The organism is Rhizobacter sp. P1_G5, assembly GCF_056405435.1.
The window spans coordinates 1-22,149 of record NZ_JBFUCB010000032.1 but is presented as its reverse complement, the minus strand read 5'-3'; the positions used below and the strand labels follow the sequence as shown (position 1 = coordinate 22,149).

The 22,149-nt window shown below is 68.7% G+C and carries 18 protein-coding genes; 11 read left to right on the top strand and 7 right to left on the bottom strand.

All coding sequences use genetic code 11. The features are described 5' to 3' along the window. From AC1D12_RS04270 to AC1D12_RS04260, 3 genes are all read left to right on the top strand, one after another. The coding region (locus tag AC1D12_RS04270) for a PrkA family serine protein kinase (protein ID WP_477839019.1) at positions 1 to 820 on the top strand (820 nt) is incomplete at its 5' end. A gap of 34 nt (positions 821 to 854) precedes the next feature. Beyond that, the gene (locus AC1D12_RS04265) at positions 855 to 2,132 is read left to right on the top strand and encodes a YeaH/YhbH family protein (RefSeq protein ID WP_047503684.1); all 1,278 of its coding nucleotides are present in this window, start codon (positions 855 to 857) and stop codon (positions 2,130 to 2,132) included. 47 nt (positions 2,133 to 2,179) lie between these two features. After that, complete coding sequence (locus tag AC1D12_RS04260; protein WP_477839021.1) at positions 2,180 to 3,736, top strand: SpoVR family protein; 1,557 nt, start codon at positions 2,180 to 2,182, stop codon at positions 3,734 to 3,736. A gap of 376 nt (positions 3,737 to 4,112) precedes the next feature. Here the strand turns inward: AC1D12_RS04260 and AC1D12_RS04255 are convergent, their stop codons facing one another. The 3 genes from AC1D12_RS04255 to AC1D12_RS04245 form a co-directional block, all read right to left on the bottom strand. Beyond that, entirely contained in the window at positions 4,113 to 4,730 is a 618-nt protein-coding gene (locus AC1D12_RS04255) for a DJ-1/PfpI family protein (RefSeq protein ID WP_465110791.1), read from the bottom strand. Between the two features lie 31 nt (positions 4,731 to 4,761). Beyond that, the gene (locus AC1D12_RS04250) at positions 4,762 to 5,295 is read right to left on the bottom strand and encodes a Dps family protein (RefSeq protein ID WP_047503687.1); all 534 of its coding nucleotides are present in this window, start codon (positions 5,293 to 5,295) and stop codon (positions 4,762 to 4,764) included. Between the two features lie 62 nt (positions 5,296 to 5,357). Continuing rightward, positions 5,358 to 6,278 (bottom strand): LysR substrate-binding domain-containing protein, encoded by a 921-nt coding sequence (locus AC1D12_RS04245; protein ID WP_047503690.1) that lies wholly within the window; start codon positions 6,276 to 6,278, stop codon positions 5,358 to 5,360. A gap of 174 nt (positions 6,279 to 6,452) precedes the next feature. Here AC1D12_RS04245 and AC1D12_RS04240 point away from each other — a divergent pair, with 174 nt between their 5' ends. Next, a complete protein-coding gene (locus AC1D12_RS04240; protein ID WP_047503692.1) occupies positions 6,453 to 7,028 on the top strand; it encodes a hypothetical protein in 576 nt (191 codons plus the stop codon). Positions 7,029 to 7,110: 82 nt separating this feature from the next. Here the strand turns inward: AC1D12_RS04240 and AC1D12_RS04235 are convergent, their stop codons facing one another. Beyond that, a complete protein-coding gene (locus tag AC1D12_RS04235; RefSeq protein WP_477824454.1) occupies positions 7,111 to 8,322 on the bottom strand; it encodes a Yip1 family protein in 1,212 nt (403 codons plus the stop codon). Positions 8,323 to 8,424: 102 nt separating this feature from the next. Beyond that, a complete protein-coding gene (gene recG / locus AC1D12_RS04230) occupies positions 8,425 to 10,509 on the bottom strand; it encodes an ATP-dependent DNA helicase RecG (protein WP_477839016.1) in 2,085 nt (694 codons plus the stop codon). A gap of 81 nt (positions 10,510 to 10,590) precedes the next feature. Between recG and queA the strand changes: the two genes are divergently transcribed. From queA to AC1D12_RS04210, 4 genes are all read left to right on the top strand, one after another. Next, positions 10,591 to 11,700, top strand: a complete 1,110-nt coding sequence (gene queA / locus AC1D12_RS04225; RefSeq protein ID WP_477839014.1) for a tRNA preQ1(34) S-adenosylmethionine ribosyltransferase-isomerase QueA — start codon at positions 10,591 to 10,593, stop codon at positions 11,698 to 11,700. After that, positions 11,687 to 12,847, top strand: coding sequence for a tRNA guanosine(34) transglycosylase Tgt (gene tgt, locus AC1D12_RS04220; protein WP_477839012.1), 1,161 nt, complete (start codon positions 11,687 to 11,689; stop codon positions 12,845 to 12,847). The genes queA and tgt overlap by 14 nt, the downstream gene beginning before the upstream one ends. 177 nt (positions 12,848 to 13,024) lie before the next feature. Continuing rightward, positions 13,025 to 15,346 carry a putative bifunctional diguanylate cyclase/phosphodiesterase gene (locus AC1D12_RS04215; protein ID WP_477824458.1) on the top strand — a complete coding sequence of 774 codons (2,322 nt, stop codon included), beginning with the start codon at positions 13,025 to 13,027 and terminating at the stop codon, positions 15,344 to 15,346. 17 nt (positions 15,347 to 15,363) lie between these two features. After that, entirely contained in the window at positions 15,364 to 16,959 is a 1,596-nt protein-coding gene (locus AC1D12_RS04210) for a GMC family oxidoreductase (RefSeq protein WP_477839010.1), read from the top strand. A gap of 6 nt (positions 16,960 to 16,965) precedes the next feature. Here the strand turns inward: AC1D12_RS04210 and AC1D12_RS04205 are convergent, their stop codons facing one another. Beyond that, positions 16,966 to 18,150: a class I SAM-dependent methyltransferase gene (locus AC1D12_RS04205; protein WP_477824460.1), complete on the bottom strand. Its 1,185-nt coding sequence runs from the start codon at positions 18,148 to 18,150 to the stop codon at positions 16,966 to 16,968. A gap of 58 nt (positions 18,151 to 18,208) precedes the next feature. Here AC1D12_RS04205 and AC1D12_RS04200 point away from each other — a divergent pair, with 58 nt between their 5' ends. Beyond that, positions 18,209 to 19,204 (top strand): threonine ammonia-lyase, encoded by a 996-nt coding sequence (locus tag AC1D12_RS04200; RefSeq protein ID WP_477824461.1) that lies wholly within the window; start codon positions 18,209 to 18,211, stop codon positions 19,202 to 19,204. Between the two features lie 10 nt (positions 19,205 to 19,214). Continuing rightward, positions 19,215 to 19,547, top strand: a complete 333-nt coding sequence (locus tag AC1D12_RS04195) for a hypothetical protein (RefSeq protein WP_047503712.1) — start codon at positions 19,215 to 19,217, stop codon at positions 19,545 to 19,547. Between the two features lie 350 nt (positions 19,548 to 19,897). Here AC1D12_RS04195 and AC1D12_RS04190 read toward each other — a convergent pair whose 3' ends face one another. After that, positions 19,898 to 20,635, bottom strand: coding sequence for an NAD-dependent epimerase/dehydratase family protein (locus AC1D12_RS04190; RefSeq protein ID WP_047503715.1), 738 nt, complete (start codon positions 20,633 to 20,635; stop codon positions 19,898 to 19,900). 421 nt (positions 20,636 to 21,056) lie between these two features. Between AC1D12_RS04190 and AC1D12_RS04185 the strand changes: the two genes are divergently transcribed. Next, positions 21,057 to 22,149, top strand: a 1,093-nt coding sequence (locus AC1D12_RS04185; protein WP_477839008.1) for a GTP-binding protein, incomplete at its 3' end; no start/stop codon positions are given.

Genomic DNA, 22,149 nt, shown 5'->3' with positions numbered 1-22,149 from the left:
CCTGAAAGAGCCCGAGAACAGCAGCCTCTACTCGAAGATGCTGGTGTACGACGGCGAGAACCTGAAGGACACCGACCCGCGCGCGAAGAGCTTCCAGGAGTACCGCGACTACGCCGGCGTCGACGAGGGCATGAGCGGCATCTCGACGCGCTTCGCGTTCAAGATCCTGTCGAAGGTCTTCAACTTCGACAGCACCGAGGTCGCCGCGAACCCGGTGCACCTGATGTACGTGCTCGAGCAGCAGATCGAGCGCGAGCAGTTCGCGGCCGAGGTCGAGCAGAAGTACCTCGCGTTCATCAAGGAGCACCTGGCGGTGCGTTATGCCGAGTTCATCGGCAAGGAGATCCAGACCGCCTACCTCGAGAGCTACAGCGAGTACGGCCAGAACATCTTCGACCGCTACGTCACGTATGCCGACTACTGGATCCAGGACCACGAGTACCGCGACACCGACACCGGCGAGGTGTTCGACCGCGGCTCGCTGAACGCCGAGCTCGAGAAGATCGAGAAGCCGGCCGGCATCGCGAACCCGAAGGATTTCCGCAACGAGATCGTCAACTTCGTGCTGCGTGCACGCGCCAACAACGCCGGCAACAACCCGGTCTGGACGAGCTACGAGAAGCTGCGCACGGTGATCGAGAAGAAGATGTTCTCGAACACCGAGGAGCTGCTGCCGGTGATCAGCTTCAACGCGAAGGCGAGCGCCGACGAGGCGAAGAAGCACGAGGACTTCGTCACGCGGATGGTCGCCAAGGGCTACACGTCGAAGCAGGTGCGCCTGCTCTGCGAGTGGTACCTGCGCGTGCGTAAGAGTTCCTGACCCGCCGACCGACGATCGACGACGAAAGGCCCTCATGCTCCAGCAGATTATCGACAGACGGCTGGCGGGCAAGAACAAGTCCATCGGCAACCGCGAGCGCTTCCTGCGCCGCCACAAGGACCAGATCCGCGAGGCGGTCAAGCGCGCGGTCGATGGGCGGGGCATCCGCGACATCGCGCAGGGCGAGGACATCCACATCCCGAAGCGCGACATCGCCGAGCCGGTGTTCGGCCACGGCCAGGGCGGCAAGCGCGAGATGGTGCATCCGGGCAACCAGGACTACGTGCGCGGCGACCGCATCGAGCGGCCGAAGGGCGGCGGGGGCGGCGGCGGCGGGGGGCAGGCGAGCGATTCCGGCGAGGGGGACGACGATTTCGTCTTCCACCTCAGCAAGGAAGAGTTCATGCAGGTCTTCTTCGACGACCTGGCGCTGCCCAACCTCGCGCGCACGACGCTCGCCGACACGCCCGAGTTCAAGACCCACCGTGCCGGCTACAGCAGCGACGGCACGCCGAACAACCTGCATGTGGTGCGCTCGATGCGCGGCGCGATCGGCCGGCGCATCGCGCTCGGCGCCGAATCGCGGCACGAGCTGAGCGAGCTCGAAGACCAGCTGGTGCAGCTCAAGCGCCACCCGCACCCGAACCCGTTCGCGCACGAGATCCCGCCGCTCGAGCTGAAGATCGAGGCGCTGCGTGCACGCCTGAAGCGCATCCCCTACCTCGACCCGATCGACCTGCGCTACCGCAGCCGCGTGCGCGTGCCGGTGCCCACCTCGAAGGCGGTGATGTTCTGCCTGATGGACGTGTCCGGCTCGATGGACGAGGCGCGCAAGGATCTCGCGAAGCGCTTCTTCATCCTGCTGTACCTGTTCCTGACGCGCCACTACGAGAAGATCGACATCGTCTTCATCCGCCACCACACGCAGGCGCAGGAGGTCGACGAGCAGAACTTCTTCCACTCCACCGAAACCGGCGGCACCGTGGTGTCGAGCGCGCTGGTGCTGATGGAGGAGATCGCCCGGGCCCGCTACCCGACCAGCGAATGGAACATCTACGGCGCGCAGGCGAGCGACGGCGACAACTGGCACCACGACAGCGGCCGCTGCCGCGAGCTGCTGGCCAACAACATCCTTCCGCTGTGCCGCTACTTCGCCTACGTGCAGGTGGCCGAGGAAGAGCAGAACCTGTGGGACGAGTACTCGGCGCTGGCCGCCGACACGAAGGCCTTCGCGATCCGCAAGGTGACCGAGGCCTCGCAGATCTACCCGGTGTTCCGCGAGCTGTTCAAGAAGGAGGGTGCACCGACATGAACCTCCACGCCACTCCACCCTGGGGCGCCGAGCGGCGCAAGAAACAGATGCTGACCGCCTTCCCGAAACGCCGTGCCTCCGACCTGGCCGCACCGAAGCGTGCGCACGAGCCGCTGCCCTCGCCCACCGACTGGTCTTTCGAGCTGGTTGAGCGCTACCACGAGGTGATCAAGGCGACCGCCGAGCGCTTCGGCCTGGACACCTACCCGAACCAGCTCGAGATCATCACCGCCGAGCAGATGATGGACGCCTACGCGTCGGTCGGCATGCCGGTGAACTACCGCCACTGGAGCTACGGCAAGGAGTTCATCTCGACCGAGAAGAACTACCGCCGCGGCCACATGGGCCTCGCCTACGAGATCGTCATCAACTCCGACCCCTGCATCAGCTACCTGATGGAGGAGAACACGATGGCGATGCAGGCGCTCGTCATCGCCCACGCGGCCTACGGGCACAACAGCTTCTTCAAGGGCAACTACCTGTTCCGCATGTGGACCGATGCGTCGTCGATCATCGACTACCTGGTCTATGCGAAGAACTATGTCACCGAGTGCGAGGAGYGGCACGGCCTGGACGCGGTCGAGAACTTCCTCGACAGCTGCCATGCGCTGATGAACCACGGCGTCGACCGCTACCGCCGGCCGAGCCGCAAGTCGCTCGCGCAAGAGCTGGCCGACGCGAAGGACCGCGAGGCCTATGCGCAGCGCCAGATCAACGAGATGTGGCGCACGCTGCCGCGCAAGGCCGACAAGGCCGGGCAGGAGGAGGCCGAGTCGCGGCGTTTTCCGGAGGAGCCGCAGGAGAACCTGCTGTACTTCATCGAGAAGCACGCGCCGCTGCTGGAGCCGTGGCAGCGCGAGATCGTTCGCATCGTGCGCAAGGTGGCGCAGTACTTCTACCCGCAGCGCCAGACGCAGGTGATGAACGAGGGCTGGGCCACGTTCTGGCACCACTCGCTGCTGAACACCATGTACGACGACGGCTACCTGAGCGACGGCATGATGATCGAGTGGCTGAAGTCGCATACCAACGTGGTGTACCAGCCGCGTGTCGGCGACCGCGGCTACAACGGCATCAACCCGTACGCACTCGGCTTCGCGATGTACACCGACATCAAGCGCATCTGCCAGAACCCGACCGACGAGGACCGCCATTGGTTCCCGCAGCTGGCCGGCAGCGACTGGCTCGAGTCGATCGACCATGCGATGCGCAACTTCAAGGACGAGAGCTTCATCGGCCAGTACCTGTCGCCGAACCTGATGCGCGAGTTCCGGCTGTTCGCGATCGTCGACGACGAGAAGGACAAGGAGCTGGAGGTCTCGGCCATCCACGACGAGAGCGGCTACCGGCGCGTGCGCGAGGCCTTGTCGCACCAGTACGACCTGGGCAGCCGCGAGCCCAACATCCAGGTGTGGAGCGTGAACCTGCGCGGCGACCGTTCGCTGACGCTGCGCCATGCCCAGCACAACGACCGGCCGTTGCACGACAGCGCGCAAGAGGTGCTGAAGCATGCGGCCCGGCTGTGGGGCTTCGGCGTGCACCTGGAGAGCATCAACTCGGCGGGCGAGGTGCAGAAGCGCTGGTCGGTGCCAGCACCTGGTTGAGCCCCCCAGTCGCTACGCTCGTGCGTTCGGCGCTCGCAGCCCGGGTGACAACCCGGGAATCAACCCCCATTTGTTCGCTTGTCACCTCCRCAAGGCAGGGCGGTGGCAGAAGGCGCGTGCGGGGAGGCTGTGGAGCGCCAATAAGGAAGGTGCGCCGGAGCTGGCTGGATTCATGGTCCGCGCGCGCAGCGCGCTTCGTGCACTGACTGTCGCCGACTGTTTGACCACAACGAACGAAGTGAGTGGCGGGAGTTTCGGCGACGGGCCATGAATCCAGACAGTGGAGGGGAGTCTTCGCCCCGACAGGGGCGAAGACCGCACCTGACGGCGAGCCACAGCCTCCCCGCACGCGCCTTCCGCGCGAACGAACGAACACCTACAGCAGCAACTCGTCGGGCGGTATGAAGACCCGCACCGTGCTGATCAGCTTGTCGACGTAGGCCTCTTTCTCACCGACCGGCGCCACGTAGTGCAGCGCCTTCGCCGTCGCATCGACGCCGGCGCGCCGCAGCATCGCCCAGGTGGCGAGGTACTGCGAGGCCAGGCAGCCACCGGCCGTCGCGATCGGGCCGCGTGCATGGAACGGCGCATCGACCACCCGCACGCCCGCCTCGACCACCCACGGCTTGGTGGTCAGGTCGGTGCAGGCCGGGATGTCGGCCAGCAGCCCCAGCCGCGCCAGCAGCAGCGTGCCCGAGCACTGCGCACCGATCAGCTGGCGCACCGGGTCGAGTTGCAGCCGGTCGAGCAATGCGCTGTTCTCGGCGATCGCCCGCGTGTAGATGCCGCTGCCGAACAGCACGATGTCGGCCTCGTTGGCGAACTCCAGCGGCTGCTGCGTCTCGATCGTCACGCCGTTCATCGACGTGAGCCGCTGGCTCGGGCCGGCGATCTCGACCGTCCAGCCGGCCGGCCGCAGGCGGCTCAGCAGGCCGAGCGCGATGAACGAATCGAGCTCGTTGAAGCCGTCGAAGGTGACGATCGCGACGCGCACCGGGGTGGGCCCGTTCATCGGGCAGGCCCTCTCACTCTTCGAGCAGGCTGCGCAGCATCCACGCAGTCTGCTCGTGCACCGTCAGGCGCTGGGTCAGCAGGTCGGCGGTCGGCTCGTCGCCGGCCTTGTCGGCCAGCGGGAACAGGCTGCGCGCCGTGCGGGCGACGGCTTCATGGCCCTGCACCAGGATGCGCACCATCTCGAGCGCCTTCGGCGGCACGGCCGGTGCGTCCTGGATGGAGGCCAGCGCGCCGAACTGCCCGTACGAGCCCGGCGCCGGATGACCCAGCGAGCGGATGCGCTCGGCAATCGGGTCGACCGCGGCCCACAGCTCGGTGTACTGCGTCATGAACATCAGGTGCAGCGTGTTGAACATCGGCCCGGTGACGTTCCAGTGGAAGTTGTGCGTCGTCAGGTACAGCGTGTAGGTGTCGGCCAGCAGCTTGCTCAGGCCGCCGGCGATCGCCGCGCGGTCCTTGTCGCTGATGCCGATGTGGATGCCGAGGCTGCCGCTCGGGGCGGTCGAGCCGGAGGCAACGGCTGCGGTCTTGGTCTTCTTCGCCATCTGGGAATCTCCGGAAATGAAAGGTGGTTCGGATTGCAGTCTAGTCAGGGATCAAAGGCCCCTCACGACACTTTGCTGACGCCCTCGAGCGGGCAGGCATAGATCGCGTTGCGCAACGCGGCGATCGCCTCGTAGCGCGTGAAGGTGCGCCGCCACGCCAGCACGACGCGCCGCGTGGGCACGGGCGCCGCGAACGGCACGTAGCGCACATGCGGCTGCTGGTCCTTCGGCACGCTGAGTTGCGGCACCACGGTGACGCCCATGCCGGACGCCACCATGTACTTGATGGTCTCCAGCGACGAGCCCTCGAAGCTCTTGCGGATGCCCTCGGCATCGCTCGAGAAGCGGGCGTACTCGGGGCAGACCTCGAGCACGTGGTCGCGGAAGCAGTGGCCGGTGCCGAGCAGCAGCATCGTCTCCTGCTTGAGCTCCTCGGCGGTGATGCGCTTGCGCTTGGCGAGCGGGTGGTCCTTGGGCACCGCGACGGCGAAGGGCTCGTCGTACAGCGGCGCGACCGCGAGGCCGGTGTCGGGGAAGGGCTCGGCCATGATCGCGCAGTCGAGCTCGCCGGTGCGCAGCATGTCGAGCAGCCGGGCGGTGAAGTTCTCCTGCAGCACCAACGGCATCTGCGGCACGCGCTCGATCGCCTGCTTCACCAGGTCGGGCAGCAGGTAGGGGCCGATCGTGTAGATCACGCCGACGCGCAGCGGCCCCGACACCGGGTCCTTGCCGCGCTTGGCGATCTCCTTGATGCCGGCCGCCTGGTCGATCACCGATTGCGCCTGGCGCACGATCTCTTCGCCGAGCGGGGTCGCGCTCACCTCGTTGGAGCCGCGCTCGAACAGCTTGACGTCGAGTTCCTCCTCGAGCTTCTTGATCGCGACGCTGAGGGTCGGCTGCGAGACGAAGCAGGCCTCGGCGGCACGCCCGAAGTGCTTCTCGCGGGCGACCGCAACGATGTATCTCAACTCGGTCAGTGTCATGGCATCCCGCTCTAACCCCGGCACGGAGGAAGCGGAAGAATATCCGACACCCGGGCGCGCGTCATGCGCCTGCCGGCATCGCCTTGCGATACCTCGGGCTGTAGCGCTTGCGACAGATGAACCGGCGGCGGATTCTCCGGCCCGCGGCATCCGCCGCGCACTGGAAGACCCCGAATGAGCAAGCCCCCTTCACGTGTCCTGAGCGTCGCTTCGCTGCTGGCCGTGGCCTCGCTGTCAGCCGCCCTCAGCGCCTGCTACGTGGTGCCGATCGACCCGCGCACCGGCCAGGGCTATCCGATCCAGCGGGCCGACGGCCGCGGCGACGGCACGGCACCACCGGCCAGCGTCACCGTCGTGACGCCGCCCGCCCCCGCGGCACCGCCCGCGCCCACCGTGCTGAACGCACGCCTCTACCCGCTGAACACGCAGGCCAACAAGGGCGGCCTGCTGACGGCCGTCGTCGTCGACAACAACACTGGCCGCGGCAGCTTCACGCTGTCCTACCTGGGCGACACGATGCAGGGCGAGAGCACCCGCGTCGATGCCAGCTACGCCGCCTTCGGACGCATCTACAACGAGGTGCTGGGGCTGAACCAGCGCAGCTTCAGCGGGCGCCGCGGCATCGCGAACGCCTATGGCGGCAAGGGCGTCAACGCCCAGTGCGAGTACCTGATCACCGGCCCGGGCATCGGAACCGGCGCCTGCCAGTTCTCCGACGGCGCCCGCTACCAGATCCACTTCGGTACATGACGGCCCCTCGGTCGACGGGTACGTCGACCGATCCCCCGTGGGGATGCGGGCCGGCTTGGGGCGGCCCGGCGCTCGGCCCGCGTCAGGACTTCGTCGGCCGCTTGATGGCTTCGAGCTTGTCGAGCCCGACGGCCTCGAGCGATTTCTTCAGCGCCGCCAGGTCCACCTGCCGCCCCTTGGCCTCGACGATCACGCCATTGGTCAGCAGCACCGTCACCTCGCCCTGGCTGCCGTCCTTGCGGTACTCCTCGCGCACGGTGCGCTCGCCCTGCTTGTAGACCTTCTCGACCTGCTCGGCCGTCTCCTTGTCCATCGTCATGCCGGACCAGGCGGCCAGTGCCGCGAGGCCGGCGGTGCCGCCCAGGTCGGTGATGGTCAGCTGCAGGTGCCTGTCGCCGGCGGTGTACGCCGCCTTGGCCATCGAGCTGGCGATGCCGATCGCCTGGCCGCCCTGCGATTCGATCGATTCGCGCTTCAGGTCGCCCAGCGCCTCGGGCAGCGCGGCCTTCAGGTCCGCAGGCGCGATCGGCTGGCCGTTGCCGCCGGTCAGCGCGCCCATCATCTCGCCCATCGCCTTGCCGGTGGCGGCCGGGTCGCCCGACTTCTGCGCCTCTTCCATGCGCTTGCCGGCCTCTTCCAATTTCTTCGAGAGGTCATCCATCTTCGCGGTGTCGACCCTGACCTCGCCACCCGGCGTCTTGATCGTCACCGCGCTGCCGTGCGAGCCGGCCCAACCGCCCCACGAGCCCACGCGCATCGGCCCACCCATCGCCGTCAGCGCGCCCAGCACGATGTAGATCACGATGGCGCAGACGATCACCACCGCTGTGTAGGCACCGGCCTTGTCCTGCGGGCACTTCATCAGCACCGGCAGGCCGAGGTAGATCAGGTAGATGCCGTACAGCGACGCGAGGATGCCCAGGATCCACAGCCCCGGCACCAGGTGGAACACGCCGCCGACCCAGCCGGCGGTGCTCGCATACGCCACCAGCTTCAGCGCGCTGACCTGTCCCTTGGTGCCGCCGAAGCTGGGCGCGAGCGCATCGACGATCAGCGTCAGCACGAAGACGTTCACGAGCGCCAGCACGTAGCCCAGCACCAGCGTCGACAGCCCCCAGAACCCGAGGCCGACATAGAAGACCATGCCGAGGAACGCCGCGACCGGCGGGATCGCCGCCAGGATCAACACGTAGCCCTTGTAGATCGAGGCCTGTGTCGCCGGCTCGGCATCGATCACCGGCCAGGTCTGCTTCGGCTTCAGCAGGATGTCTTGAACACGCTGGATCAGGTTCATGGGCAGGCCCTCCGCGGTTGATGGTGCCGCCGGGATGCTATCCCGCGCCTCCCACCGTGAGGGCTCGAGAAACTAGGGGGATGCCCGCGCAGTCGCGGGTGTTCACGCCTTCAGGTACTCCGCCTTGCCGCCCAGCCAGCGCGCCACGTGCTGCTCGGCAATGCGCGGGTGCTGCGCCAGCAGCGTCGTCGCGACGGCGCGCGCGCGGTGCACCAGCGCCTCGTCGAGCGCGAGGTCGGCGAAGCGCAGCAGCGGCGCGCCCGATTGCCGCGCACCGAGGAACTCGCCCGGCCCGCGGATCTCCAGGTCGCGCCGCGCGATCTCGAAGCCGTCGTTGGTCTCGGCCATCGCGCGCAGCCGGTCCTTGCCGGTGGGCGACAGCGGCGCCGTGTAGACCAGCACGCACACGCTCGCGACCGAGCCGCGCCCGACCCGCCCGCGCAGCTGGTGCAGCTGGCTGAGCCCGAAGCGCTCCGCATGCTCGATCACCATCAGCGAGGCGTTCGGCACGTCGACGCCGACCTCGATCACCGTCGTGCTGACCAGCACCTTCATCTCGCCCGCGGTGAACAGCGCCATCACCGCCGCCTTCTCCGCCGCCGGCATGCGGCCATGCAGCAGGCCGACCATCTCGTCGGGCAATGCCTCGCACAGCTGCTGGTGCGTGGCGGTCGCGTTCTGCAGGTCCAGCGTCTCCGATTCCTCGATCAGCGGACACACCCAGTACACCTGCCGGCCGCGCGCCACCTCGTCGGCGATCGTCAGGATGACGTTGCCGCGCCGCGCATCGCTGAAGACCTTGGTGACGATCGGCGTGCGCCCGGGCGGCAGCTCGTCGATGGTGCTCACGTCGAGGTCGGCGAACACCRTCATCGCGAGCGTGCGCGGGATCGGTGTCGCGCTCATCATCAGCAGGTGCGGCTCCAGTGCGCCCTGCTGCAGCTTGGCGCGCAGCGCGAGCCGCTGCGCGACGCCGAAGCGGTGCTGCTCGTCGATGATCGCGAGGCCCAGGCGCGCGAACTCGACCTCGCCCTGGATCACCGCATGCGTGCCGACCACCAGCCCCGCCTCGCCCGAGGCCACCCGTGCCAGCATCTCGCGCCGTGCCTTGCCCTTGCGGCTGYCGGTCAGCCAGGCCACCTGCACGCCCAGCGGCTCGAGCCAGCCGACGAGCTTGCGGAAATGCTGCTCGGCGAGGATCTCGGTGGGCGCCATCAGCGCGCACTGCCAGCCCTCGTTCATCGCGATCGCGGCCGACAGCGCGGCCACCACCGTCTTGCCCGAACCGACGTCGCCCTGCAGCAACCGGTGCATCGGCACCGGGCGCTGCAGGTCGAGCGCGATCTCCTCGACGACGCGGCGCTGCGCCAGCGTCAGCGAGAACGGCAGCGCCGCGAGCAGCCGCTCCTGCAGGCCGCCTGCGCGCACCGTGAAGGCCGGCGCCTGCTGCAGCGCCCGCTCCTGCTTGGCCTGCAGCTGCGACAGCTGCTGCGCGAGCAGCTCCTCGAACTTCAGCCGCTGCCAGGCCGGATGGCTGTGGTCTTCCAGCGTCGCGAGGCTCACGTCGGGCGCCGGGTGGTGCAGGAAGCGCAGCGCCTCGCGCAGGCTCATCAGCCCGCTCGGCAGCAGCGCCGCCGGCACGATCTCCGACAGGTCGGCGCGTTGCAGGCCCGAGGCCACCGCCTTGCGCAGATAGGCCTGCGGCAGCGTCGCGCTGGTCGGGTAGACCGGCGTCAGCGCCTGCGCAAGCGGCGTGTCGTCGTCGACGCCCTTGAAGTTCGGGTGCACCATCTCGCGCCCGAAGAAGCCGCCACGCGCCTCGCCGCGCACGCGCACGCGCTTGCCGACGCCGAGCGTCTTCTGGTGATTCGGGTAGAAGTTCAGGAACCGCAGCCAGAGTTCCTCGGTGCCGTCGTCGATCTTCACGACCAGCTGGCGGCGCGGGCGGAACTGGATCTCGCACTCGCGCACGATGCCTTCGACCTGCGCGTTGTCGCCGTCGCGCAGCGCGGCGATCGGCGTGATGCGGGTCTCGTCCTCGTAGCGCAGCGGCAGGTGCAGCGCGAGGTCGATGTCGCGCACCAGGCCCAGCTTCTCCATCGCCTTCTGCGGCGCGGATTTCTCGCGTGCGGGTTCCGGAGCGGGAGCAGGAGATTCCAGGGGAGACGAGGCGGCGCGACCGGGCATGCGCGGATTCTGCCGCGTCAACCGTCCATGAAAGAATCCGTCCCCTGCAGATCTTCGCCAGGCCGGTCCAGCCTGCATGCCATGTCGTCCGATTCGTCCTCCTCCTCCCCGCGCCTCTTCACGCGTCCTTTCACACTCAGCGACTTCGATTTCGCCTTGCCGCCCGAATTGATCGCGCAGCACCCGGCCGCCGAACGCAGCGCGTCGCGGCTGCTGGACGGGCGCGGTGCCGCGCCCGTCGACCGCATCTTCCGCGAGCTGCCGGCGCTGCTGCAGCCGGGCGATTTGCTCGTCTTCAACGACACGCGCGTCATCAAGGCCCGGCTGTACGGCGCCAAGGCCAGCGGCGGCGCGGTCGAGGCGCTGGTCGAGCGGCTGCTGCCGGGCAACGAGCTGTTGATGCACCTGCGCGCCAGCAAGTCGCCGAAGCCGGGCCAGACGGTGCGCTTCGCCGATGCCTTCGATGCCGAGGTGCTGGGCCGCGGCGGGYCGGACGGCAGCCTGTTCCGCCTGCGCTTCCCGTCCGATCCGCTGGCGCTGCTGGATCAGCACGGCCACGTGCCGCTGCCGCCGTACATCACGCATGGCGACGAGGCCGATGACGAGCGGCGCTACCAGACCGTGTTCGCCGCGCGGCCGGGCGCCGCCGCGGCACCGACCGCCGCGCTGCATTTCGACGAAGGCGTGCTGGCGGCGCTGCGCGAGCGCGGTGTCGGCAGCGCGAGTGTCACGCTGCACGTCGGCGCCGGCACCTTCCAGCCGGTGCGCAGCGAGAACATCGCCGAGCACACGATGCACAGCGAGTGGTTCGAGGTGCCGCAGGCCACGGTCGACGCGATCGCGCGCACGCAGGCGGCCGGCGGCCGCGTGGTGTCGGTCGGCACGACCACGCTGCGCGCGCTGGAATCGGCCGCGCGCGGCGGCACGCTGCAGGCCGGCAGCCGCGACACCGACATCTTCATCACGCCCGGCTTCACGTTCCTCGTCGTCGACGTGCTGGTCACCAACTTCCACCTGCCGAAGAGCACGCTGCTGATGCTGGTCAGCGCGTTCGCCGGGTACGAGCACGTGATGGCGCTGTACCGGCACGCGATCGCGCAGGGGTATCGGTTCTTCAGCTATGGGGATGCGATGCTGCTGGAGCGCTCGAGCCCTTCCATTGCCGGACAATCCCCCCATGCTCCAGTTTGACCTCCTCAAGACCGAAGGCCATGCGCGCCGCGGCCGCCTGACGCTGAACCACGGCGTCGTCGAAACCCCGATCTTCATGCCGGTGGGCACCTACGGCACCGTCAAGGGCGTGATGCCAGCCTCGCTCGAGGCGATGGGCGCGCAGATCATCCTCGGCAACACCTTCCACCTGTGGCTGCGCCCCGGCGTCGACATCCTGCGCCAGTTCGGCGGGCTGCACCGCTTCGAGGGCTGGACCAAGCCCATCCTCACCGACAGCGGCGGCTTCCAGGTCTGGTCGCTCGGCGAGATGCGCAAGATCAGCGAGGAAGGCGTGCGCTTCGCCTCGCCCGTCAACGGCGACAAGCTGTTCCTGACGCCCGAGACCAGCATGCAGATCCAGCACGCGCTGAACAGCGACATCGTGATGCAGTTCGACGAGTGCACGCCGTACGAGAGCAAGGGCCACATCACGACCGAACGCGAAGCCCGCACGTCGATGGAGCTCAGCCTGCGCTGGGCGCGCCGCTGCCTGGCCGAGTTCCAGCGCAACGAGAACCCGAACGCGCTGTTCGGCATCGTGCAGGGCGGCATGTTCGAGAACCTGCGCGAGGAATCGCTCGCGTCGCTGGTCGAGCTCGACCTGCCCGGCTACGCGATCGGCGGCGTCAGCGTCGGCGAGCCCAAGGCCGAGATGCAGCGCATCATGGCCCACACGCCGCACCGACTGCCGGCCCACAAGCCGCGCTACCTGATGGGCGTGGGCACGCCGGAAGACCTGGTCGAGGGCRTCGCCGCCGGCGTCGACATGTTCGACTGCGTGATGCCCACCCGCAACGCGCGCAACGGCCACCTGTTCACCCGCTTCGGCGACCTGCGCCTGCGCAATGCCCGCTACCGCACCGACGAGCGCCCGATCGACGAGACCTGCAGCTGCCACACCTGCCAGGGCTTCAGCCGCGCCTACCTGCACCACCTCGACCGCTGCGGCGAGATGCTCGGGCCGATGCTCACCACCATCCACAACCTGCACTACTACCTGAACCTGATGCGCGAGGTGCGCGAGGCGCTCGATGCCGGCCGCTTCGCCGACTTCGCGCGGCAGTTCGCCATCGATCGCGCGCGTGGCTTCGGTCCGGCGCAACCCGCACAGGCCCCGCCCGGCTGAGCCGGCTCCACCCATCGCGCAGCGCCACGCCGATGATCGCCCTCGCCATTGGATGCACGGGTTTCCACCAGGGTCGGCTACCCTGCCGTGAAGTCGTTCACGCTCGCCGCCGTCGCGTGCACACCCGCGACGGGCACACTCGACAGCTTTGCCAGACAGCCTCCCCAGCCCGACCCGATGCTCCGCCGATTGATCTCGACGGGTGAGCGCCTGTGGGCGTCCATGTACGCCTTCCTGCAGTTGCCAGGCCGCCCGTCCCAGGACACCGACAGCCGCGTTCAGCTGAGCGCGCTGCGCATCGTCCTGCTCAGCGGGATCACGCTCGAGGCGGCCATCTCGCTGCACAGCTCGTGGCTCGGGCTGCAGCGCGGCGTCTACTACATCCTCGTCATCGTCATCGCGTTCTACCTGGCGCTGCTGGCCGCGATCCGCTGGTCGACGCAGCACCAGCGGCTGGCCAGCAACGGCCTGATCGTCATCGTCTACGCCGCCGGCCTGGTGATCGCCACCTGCGTGCGCATTCCCGAGGTGCAGCGTCTCGGCTACGTGTTCTGCTACTCGGCGCCGCTGCTGGCCGGCCTGCTGCGCGGCTACCGGCTCGCGCTCGCGCTGATGGCGCTGAACCTGGTGCCGTTCGGCCTGGCGGCCTCGGGCTACGTGATGCCCAACGTGTTCGGGATCGACGTCACGCTCAACACCTCGCCGCTGTACATCCACGGCCTGCTCTTCACCTTCTTCAACTTCTGCCTGCCGCTCGCGGTGTTCCGCATCCTGAGCGCGGTCAAGCACTCGCAGCAGCATGCGAAGCGCATGCAGGACCTGTACGAGGACCTGTTCGAGAACCAGGGCACCGCCGTCGTCGTGTGCCGCGACGACGGCCGCGTGCGGCGCGGCAACCGGCTGTTCGCGCAGCTCGCCGGCAGCGTGATCGACGACCAGCCGCTGTCCCGCTGGCTGCGTTCGACCGCCCCGGAGGGTAGCGCTGTCCCGAGTTTCGACGCCGGCACCGAGTGGCTGGCCGGCGAGGGCCGCACGCAGCGCCGGGTGGTGGTGCGCAGCCGCTTCGCCTGCGGCGACCGCCATTTCGCGGTCAGCTTGCAGGACGTGACCGAACTGCGCGAGCTGCAGCGCAACCTGGTGCGCAGCCAGGCCGAGGCCGAGTACCTGGCGTCGCACGACGTCGTCACCGGCCTGCCGCGCCCCGAGGGCATGGCGCAGTGGCTCGATCGCCAACGCGCCACGCTGCAGGCCGGCATGGTGATCCCGGTGGTGTCGTGCGGGCTGGGCTCGCTGCGCCAGGTCAATGCGCGCTTCGGCATGGCGCAGGGCAACCAATTCATCGTCGCGTTCGCGAACGCGCTGCGCGAGGCCGGCGGCAAGGACAGCTACATCGCCCGCACCCGCGGCTCGATGCTGACCATCGCGCTGCCGCCGCTGCCGGCGGTGCAGGCCACGATGGCGGTGACGCGGCTGCGCCGGGCGCTGCCGCACCAGCTGCAGGTCGGCAGCGGCCATGTGCTGGTCGAGCTCGCGCTCGGTGCCGCGCTGTTCCCGATCGACAGCGCACAGGCCGCCGAGGTGATGCACCGCAGCGGCGTCGCGATGGAGCTGTCGCGCGAGGGCAGCGCCACCGCCGAGGAGATCGGCACGCCGATCAGCGAGCGCGCGGTGAGCCGGCGCATCGCGATCGAATCGGCGCTCGAGCAGGCCATCGACGACCGCGAGCTGCATGTCGTCTACCAGCCGCAGGTGCGCTCGAACGGCCAGCTGCTGGGTTTCGAGGCGCTGGTGCGCTGGAACAGCCCGGCGCTGGGCGCGGTGTCGCCGGCCGAGTTCGTGCCGGTGGCCGAGCAGATGGGCTGCGTGTCGCGCATCACCGACTACATCCTCGACGAGGTGTGCCGGCAGCTCGCGCTGTGGATGGCGGCCGGCGCGCAGGCGCCGCGCGTCGCGGTGAACCTGTCGGCGCGCGACCTCGACCGCGACAACCTGTTCGAGACGGTGCTGGCCGCGGTCGGCCGCTACGACGTGCCGGTCGGCGCGCTCGACCTGGAGGTCACCGAGACCTTCCTCGCCGAGCGGCCCGAGCGGGCGCTCGCGCAGCTGAAGCTGCTGCGCGAATGGTCGTTCAAGATCTCGATCGACGATTTCGGCACCGGCTACTCGTCGCTGTCCAAGCTGGCCGACCTGCCGATCGACGTGCTGAAGATCGACCGCAGCTTCCTGCTCGACCTGCCGGGCAATGCACGGCGCGAGCGCATCGTGCGCTCGATCGTCACGCTGGCCAACAACCTGCACCTGCAGGTGGTGGCCGAAGGGGTCGAGCGCGGCGCGCAGCTGCGCTTCCTGCAGATGCTGGGCGTCGACGCCTACCAGGGCTTCCTGTTCCATGCGCCGGCGCCGGCCGAGCACTGGACGCCGATGCTGCTCGGCGGCCTGCCGTCGATCGAGGACCTGATGTTGCCGGGTCCCCCGCAGTTCGGTCACAGCCTCATCTGAAGAACACGGGAGGCAGCATGACGGGAGAGGTTGATTACCTGATCGTCGGCGGCGGCTCGGCCGGCTGCGTGCTCGCGAACCGGCTCAGTGCCGATCCGTCGACCGCCGTCGCGCTGATCGAGGCCGGCGGCGAGGGCCGCGGCGCGTTGATCGAGATGCCGGTCGGCGCGGTCACGATGCTGCCGACGCGGCTCAACAACTGGGCCTTCGAGACCGTGCCGCAGCCCGGCCTGAACGGCCGCCGCGGCTACCAGCCGCGCGGCAAGGCGCTGGGCGGATCGTCGGCGATCAACGCGATGATCTACACCCGCGGCCACCGCAGCGACTACGACCACTGGGCCGCGCTCGGCAATGCGGGCTGGTCCTACGACGAGGTGCTGCCGTACTTCAGGAAGGCCGAGAACAACGAGCGCCTGCACGACGAGTTCCACGGCCGCGACGGCCCGCTGCACGTCGGCGAGCTGCGCAGCGCGAACCCGTGGCAGCAGCGCTGGCTGCAGGCGGCACGCGAAGCCGGCTTCGCGCTCAACGACGACTTCAACGGTGCGAGCCAGGACGGCATCGGCATCTACCAGGTCACGCAGCACCGCGGCGAACGCTGGAGCGCCGCGCGCGCCTACCTGCACCCGGTGATGGACGCGCGCGACAACCTGCACGTGCTGACGAAGGCGCAGACCTTGCGCGTGCTGTTCGACGGCAAGCGGGCCATCGGCATCGAGATGGCACGCGGCCGCCATGTCGAGCGGCTGATGGCGCGGCGCGAGGTGATCCTGTGCGCCGGTGCGCTGCAGACGCCGCAGCTGCTGCAGGTGTCGGGCGTCGGCGACGGCGCCTTCCTGCAGCGCACCGGCATCCACCTGAAGCACCACCTGCCGGGCGTCGGCCGCAACCTGCAGGACCACATCGACTTCACGTTCGGCTACCGCGTGCCCGACACCTCGCTGTTCGGTTTCTCGCCGGCCGGCAGCATCAACGCGCTGCGCGAGTACGCACGCTATCGGCGCGAGCGCAGCGGCCTCTTGACCAGCAACTTCGCCGAGGGCGGCGGCTTCCTGCGGGTGTCGCCGGATTCGCCGGCACCGGACGTGCAGCTGCATTTCGTCGTCGCGCTGGTCGACGACCACGCGCGCAAGCTGCACCTGCGGCACGGGCTGTCATGCCATGTCTGCCTGCTGCGGCCGCGCAGCCGCGGCACGGTGCTGGTGCAAAGCGGCGACGTGCGCGACGCGCCGCTGATCGACCCGAAGTACTTCGACGATCCCGACGACCTGGAGGTGCTGGTCGAAGGCTGGAAGCTGACGCAGCGGCTGCTGCAGGCCCCGGCGATCGCGTCGCGCCTGAAGCGCGACATGTTCACGGCGGGTGTCTCGAGCGACCACGAGATCCGCGAGGTGATCCGCAACCGCGCCGACACCATCTACCACCCGAGCGGCACCTGCAGGATGGGCACCGACCCGATGGCGGTGGTCGACCCGTCGCTGCGCGTGCACGGGGTGCAAGGCTTGCGCGTGGTCGATGCCTCGGTGATGCCGACGCTGATCGGCGGCAACACGAATGCGCCGACGATCATGATTGCCGAGAAGGCGGCCGACCTGATCCTGGCCGCGGGCTGAACCCGTTCAAGCAGCGGCCAGCAGCGTCTCGAGGCAGTGTTCGCGGATGCCGTAGAAGGCCTTGATCTCGCGGATCTGCGCCAGCACCTCGTCGACCGGTCTGGGTTGCGTGCGCTTCACCGCGAGGATCATCTTGTTCTTGCTGGTGTGCTCCAGCGCCACGAACTCGAACACCTGCGTGTCGTAGCCCTGCGATTCGAGCAGCAGCGCGCGCAGGCCGTCGGTCAGCATCTCGGCCTCCTGGCCGAGGTGGATGCCGTGCTGCAGGATCGGCCGCAGCGGGTGCGGGCTCAGCAGCTGCGGGCGGATCTCCTTGTGGCAGCACGGCGAGCACATGATGATGGACGCACCGGCGCGGATGCCCATGTCGATCGCGTAGTCGGTGGCGATGTCGCAGGCGTGCAGCGCGATCATCACGTCGACCGGTTCGCGCGCATGGGTGCGCACGTCGCCGTGGCGGAACGCGAGCCCGGCCATGCCGTTGCGCTGCGCGGCGGCGTTGCACAGGCGCACCATGTCCTCGCGCAGCTCGACGCCGGTGACCTGCGCGTTCATGCCGCGCGTCGCGTGCAGGTACTCGTGCATCGCGAAGGTCAGGTAGCCCTTGCCGGCGCCGAAGTCGAGCACGCGCACGTCCTTCGCGTCGCGCAGCGGCGAGGCCTTCAGCGCGCTGTCGAGCACCTCGACGAACTTGTTGATCTGCTTCCACTTGCGCGCCATCGCCGGCACCAGCTGGTGCTGTGGCGTCGTGACGCCGAGGTCGGTCAGGAACGGGCGGGCGATGTCGACGAAGCGGTGCTTCTCGCGGTCGTGGGCACCGGCCGCGTCGTCGGCCTCGTGTTCGGCGGCCGCCACGCGCAGCGTCTGTTGCCCCTTCTTGCTGACCATCAGCTGCACGTCCTCGCTGCGGGTCATCAGGTGCAGGTGGCCGAACAGCTCGACGGCCCGTTCGCGCAGGCTCTGCAGGCCGTCGGCGAGCGGCATGTTGCGGGTCACGTCGCGCGTGCGGTAGGTGTAGACGAAGCTGAGGGTGTCGGCGTCGCGCACCTGGATGCGGCGCAGCGTGGCGCGCAGCAGGTCGGGCTCGGGCCCGCGGTACTTGGCCAGCACCAGCTTGACGAAGCTGTGCTCGTCCAGGCTGTCGGCCAGCCGCTTGAAGAATCTGTCGCCGTCGCTCGTGCTGCTCGTCATCGGCCGCATTATCCCGGGCCCTCGGCCACCGCAGCGCTTGCGCGGACAATCCATCTCCATGAACCCCGACACGCCCTTCCCCTCCCTGAATGACATCCGCGCAACCGCCGATCGCCTGGCCGGCAAGGTGCGAGAAACGCCCGCGTGGCGCTGGCAGAGCGGCGCGGTCGCGACCCGGCTCGCGCCGGTGACCGAGGTCTGGCTGAAGCTGGAGCTCTTCCAGACCACCGGCAGCTTCAAGCTGCGGGGCGCGCTGAACTGCATCGAGGCGCTGGATGCCGACGCGAAGCGGCGCGGCATCGTCGCCGCGAGCGCCGGCAACCACGCGATCGCCGTGGCGTACGCGGCGCGCATCGCCGGCACCAGCGCAACGGTCGTGATGCCGAAGCATGCGAGCCCGCTGCGCATCGCCACCTGCGAGGGTTTCGGCGCGAAGGTGGTGCTGGTCGCCAACGTGCACGAGGCCTTCGCCGGCGCGCAGGCACTGGTGGCCGACGAAGGCCGCACGATGATCCACCCGTTCGACGGCCCGCTGACCTCGCAAGGCACCGCGACGGTCGGGCTGGAATTCATGCAGCAGGTGCCGCAGCTCGACGCGGTGGTGGTGCCGGTGGGCGGTGGCGGCTTGATCTCGGGCATTGCCGCCGCCGTCAAGCAGATCAATCCGGACTGCCGCGTCTACGGCGTCGAGCCGCTGGGTGCCGACGCGATGTACCGCAGCTTCCAGGCCGGCGAGCCGGTGAAGCTGGACGCGGTCGACACGATCGCCGACAGCCTGGGCGCACCGTATGCGCTGGCGTACAGCTACGGCGTGTGCCGCCGCTTCGTCGACGAGATCGTGCGCGTGTCCGACGACGACATGTGCCGCGGCATGCACGACCTGTTCATCGACATGAAGCTGGCGGTCGAGCCGGCGCCGGCGGCCGCGGTGGCCGCGCTGTTCGGCCCGCTGAAGGACCGGCTCGACGGCCGCCGCGTCGGCCTGGTCATGTGCGGCAGCAACATCGACGCGGCCCGCCACGCCGAGCTGGTGGCGCGCGGCAAGCCGGCCTGACGGACGGGACATGCCGCGCCGGCCGAAGCATCACTACAGCGTCTACGTGGTGGAGCTGGCCGATCAGGTGTGGAACGAGCCGAGCTTCCGCAAGGCGAACCCCGACTACCAGCTGGGCAAGCCCTTCGTCTACGTCGGCATGACGGGCCTGGACCCGGATGTCAGGTTCGACAAGCACAAGGCCGGCATCCAGGCGAACCGCTTCGTCACGACCTATGGGCTGCGGTTGCTGCCGAAGCTGTACGAGGTCTACAACCCGATGCCGTACGACGGGGCGCGCGACATGGAAGTGGAGCTCGGGATTGCTCTTCGGGAGGCTGGGTTCGGGGTGTGGCAGGCTTAAAGTGACCGACAAGTATGCGAGCGTCCGCGCGTTCGTCGGTCACTTCAATCTTTTCCCCCAAACACAGACGGACGGTGGCCGCAAAGGCTCGGGTAGGCAGGGTGTGGAGCGCCAATCAGGGCGGGGCGCCGGAGCTGGCTGGTTTCATGGCCCGCGTGCGCCAGCACGCTTCGTCAACTGACTGTCGTCGACTGTTTGACCACAACGAACGAAGTGAGTGGAGGGAGTTTCGACGACGGGCCATGAAACCAGTCAGCGCAGGGGAGTCATCGCCCCCAGGGCGATGACCGCACCGACCGGCGAGCCACACCCTGCCTACCCGAGCCTTTGCTCGCGCCCAAAGACGACGGTCAACTCCGCAAACGAAACGCGGCATCCCAGCCGAGTTCGCGCCGCACCTTGTCACCCGTGATCTGCCAGCTCGGCTCGGCCACGTTGTAGATGCCCGGCGCGCCTCGGTCGACCGCCAGCAGCGCCGCATACGCCGCCGCGTCGACATGCAAGGCAGACGGCTTGCCCGCCGCCGTCTCGACCCCGGTGCCCGGCCCGTAGAAGTGGCCATAACGCAGCACCACGCCCTCGAGCCCCGGCGATTGCGTCACCAGCCGCTCCAGCGTTGCCACGGCTTCCACCGTGGTGGCCCGCGCCCCTTCGGCCTTCAGGTCCAGCGGATCGCTCTCGGCATGCGGCTCGCGCCCCGCGGCGTAGATCCAGGCGATGCTCTGCGCCACCATCCGCTTCGCACCGCTGGCAAGCGCCGCATCGACCAGGTTCTGCGTGCCCTCGGTGCGCAGCCGCGCGTTGCGCACCAGCGCCTCGTCGCGCGTCGCCGCATCGTTCAGCAGTGCGAGATCCGTCAACTGGTGCACGATCACGTCGGGCTTCAGGCGCAACACCGTCGCGCGCACCGCGGCCGCATCGAACACGTCGAGCACGATCGGCTCGGCGCCCGCGGCCATGATCGACGCTGCCTTCGCCTGGCTGCGCGTCATGCCGAACACGTTGTAGCCGCCGCCGACCAGCAGCGGAACGAGCCGGCGTCCGACGACACCCGTCGCACCGGCGAGAAGAATCTTCTGAGCAGTCATGAACTCATTCCACACCAAAGCGGTAGCCCCACCGGCAACAGGTGCTCTGCGTCGGTAGGACAATCGCAACCATGTTGAAGAACCTTGAAGCCATTTCGCAAGCAGCACCGTCGCGTGGCGACGTGTTGCTGTTCGCTGTGTAGTTCCAGGTCTTTCGCCACATCGGAAGGCCTTGCGCCTTCCGGTCCCCAAAACCCCGGTCGGCACTGCCCCCGGGGTTTTTGCTTTTCAATCTGCACGTTACTGCCATGCGCACCTACGACAAGTTGATCGCCACGATTCAGGACCGCCAAAGCACGGGAGGCTTGCGCTCGTCCTTTGGCGTGTCCGTCGACAACACCCCAGCCATGCAAGTTACGGGCTAGCCCAGGCGGATCTTCGCCGGGGCCGGCCGAAACCGCCCCAGTTTGAAAGATTCGTCATGACCCGCAACAACAACACCCGGCTCCTTCGCAACATCGGCGTCATCGCCCACGTCGACGCCGGCAAGACCACCACCACCGAACGCATCCTGTTCTACACCGGCGCGAACCACCGCATCGGCGATGTGAACGATGGCAACACCGTGATGGACTACGACCCGCAGGAGCGGGCACGCGGCATCACCATCAACAGCGCGGCCACCACCGTGTTCTGGAATGGTGCGCAGATCAACGTCATCGACACACCCGGACACATCGACTTCAACATCGAGGTGAACCGCTCGCTGCGCGTGCTCGACGGCGCGGTGGTCGTGTTCGACGGCGTCGCCGGCGTCGAACCGCAGACCGAGACCAACTGGCGCCTTGCCGACAAGTACCACGTGCCCCGCCTCGCCTTCATCAACAAGCTCGACCGAGTGGGTGCCGACTTCACCCGCGTCGTGCAGATGATGGAGTCGCGCCTGGGCGTCACAGCCCTGCCGCTGCAACTGCCGATCGGCGCCGAGGACTCGTTCCGCGGCGTCGTGGACCTGCTCGGCCGGCGCGCCCTCGTCTGGCCGGCCGCCGATGCCAGCCAGCCGCCACTCGTCGAAGCCATCCCCGACGACCTGCAGGCGCAGGCGACGATCGCGCGCGCCCGCCTCGTCGAGGCGGTGGTCGAGCGCGACGATGCGCTGCTGCAGGCCTGGCTGCAAGGCGAGGAACCCTCGGTCGAGCAATTGCGCGCGGGCCTGCGTGCCGGCACGCTGGCCGGTGCCTTCGTGCCGGTGCTGGCCGGCTCGGCGTTCCGCAACCGCGGCGTCGAGCCGCTGCTGGACGCCGTCGTCGACTACCTGCCGGCGCCGGGCGACATCGCCACCGAAGGCCAACCCGAGTCGGATGCCGACGGCCCGCTCGCGGCCCTCGCGTTCAAGGTCGTCTCCGACGACCACGGCGCGATGGTCTTCGTGCGCGTCTACCGCGGCCGCCTGCGGCCGGGCGACAGCGTGCTCAATGCGAGCACCGGCCGCACCGAGCGCGTGGCGCGCCTGTATCAAGTGCATGCCGACAAGCATGTGGAAGTCGCGGCCCTGGAGGGGGGAGACATCGGTG

Bases quoted from the DNA above. Each gene is read 5' to 3' on its own strand.
- AC1D12_RS04190 (WP_047503715.1), bottom strand. From the start codon at position 20,635: ATGACTGCTCAGAAGATTCTTCTCGCCGGTGCGACGGGTGTCGTCGGA.
- AC1D12_RS04210 (WP_477839010.1), top strand. From the start codon at position 15,364: ATGACGGGAGAGGTTGATTACCTGATCGTCGGCGGCGGCTCGGCCGGC.
- AC1D12_RS04200 (WP_477824461.1), top strand. From the start codon at position 18,209: ATGAACCCCGACACGCCCTTCCCCTCCCTGAATGACATCCGCGCAACC.
- AC1D12_RS04235 (WP_477824454.1), bottom strand. From the start codon at position 8,322: ATGAACCTGATCCAGCGTGTTCAAGACATCCTGCTGAAGCCGAAGCAG.
- AC1D12_RS04245 (WP_047503690.1), bottom strand. From the start codon at position 6,278: ATGACACTGACCGAGTTGAGATACATCGTTGCGGTCGCCCGCGAGAAG.
- AC1D12_RS04195 (WP_047503712.1), top strand. From the start codon at position 19,215: ATGCCGCGCCGGCCGAAGCATCACTACAGCGTCTACGTGGTGGAGCTG.
- AC1D12_RS04265 (WP_047503684.1), top strand. From the start codon at position 855: ATGCTCCAGCAGATTATCGACAGACGGCTGGCGGGCAAGAACAAGTCC.
- AC1D12_RS04250 (WP_047503687.1), bottom strand. From the start codon at position 5,295: ATGGCGAAGAAGACCAAGACCGCAGCCGTTGCCTCCGGCTCGACCGCC.
- AC1D12_RS04215 (WP_477824458.1), top strand. From the start codon at position 13,025: ATGCTCCGCCGATTGATCTCGACGGGTGAGCGCCTGTGGGCGTCCATG.
- AC1D12_RS04240 (WP_047503692.1), top strand. From the start codon at position 6,453: ATGAGCAAGCCCCCTTCACGTGTCCTGAGCGTCGCTTCGCTGCTGGCC.
- AC1D12_RS04205 (WP_477824460.1), bottom strand. From the start codon at position 18,150: ATGACGAGCAGCACGAGCGACGGCGACAGATTCTTCAAGCGGCTGGCC.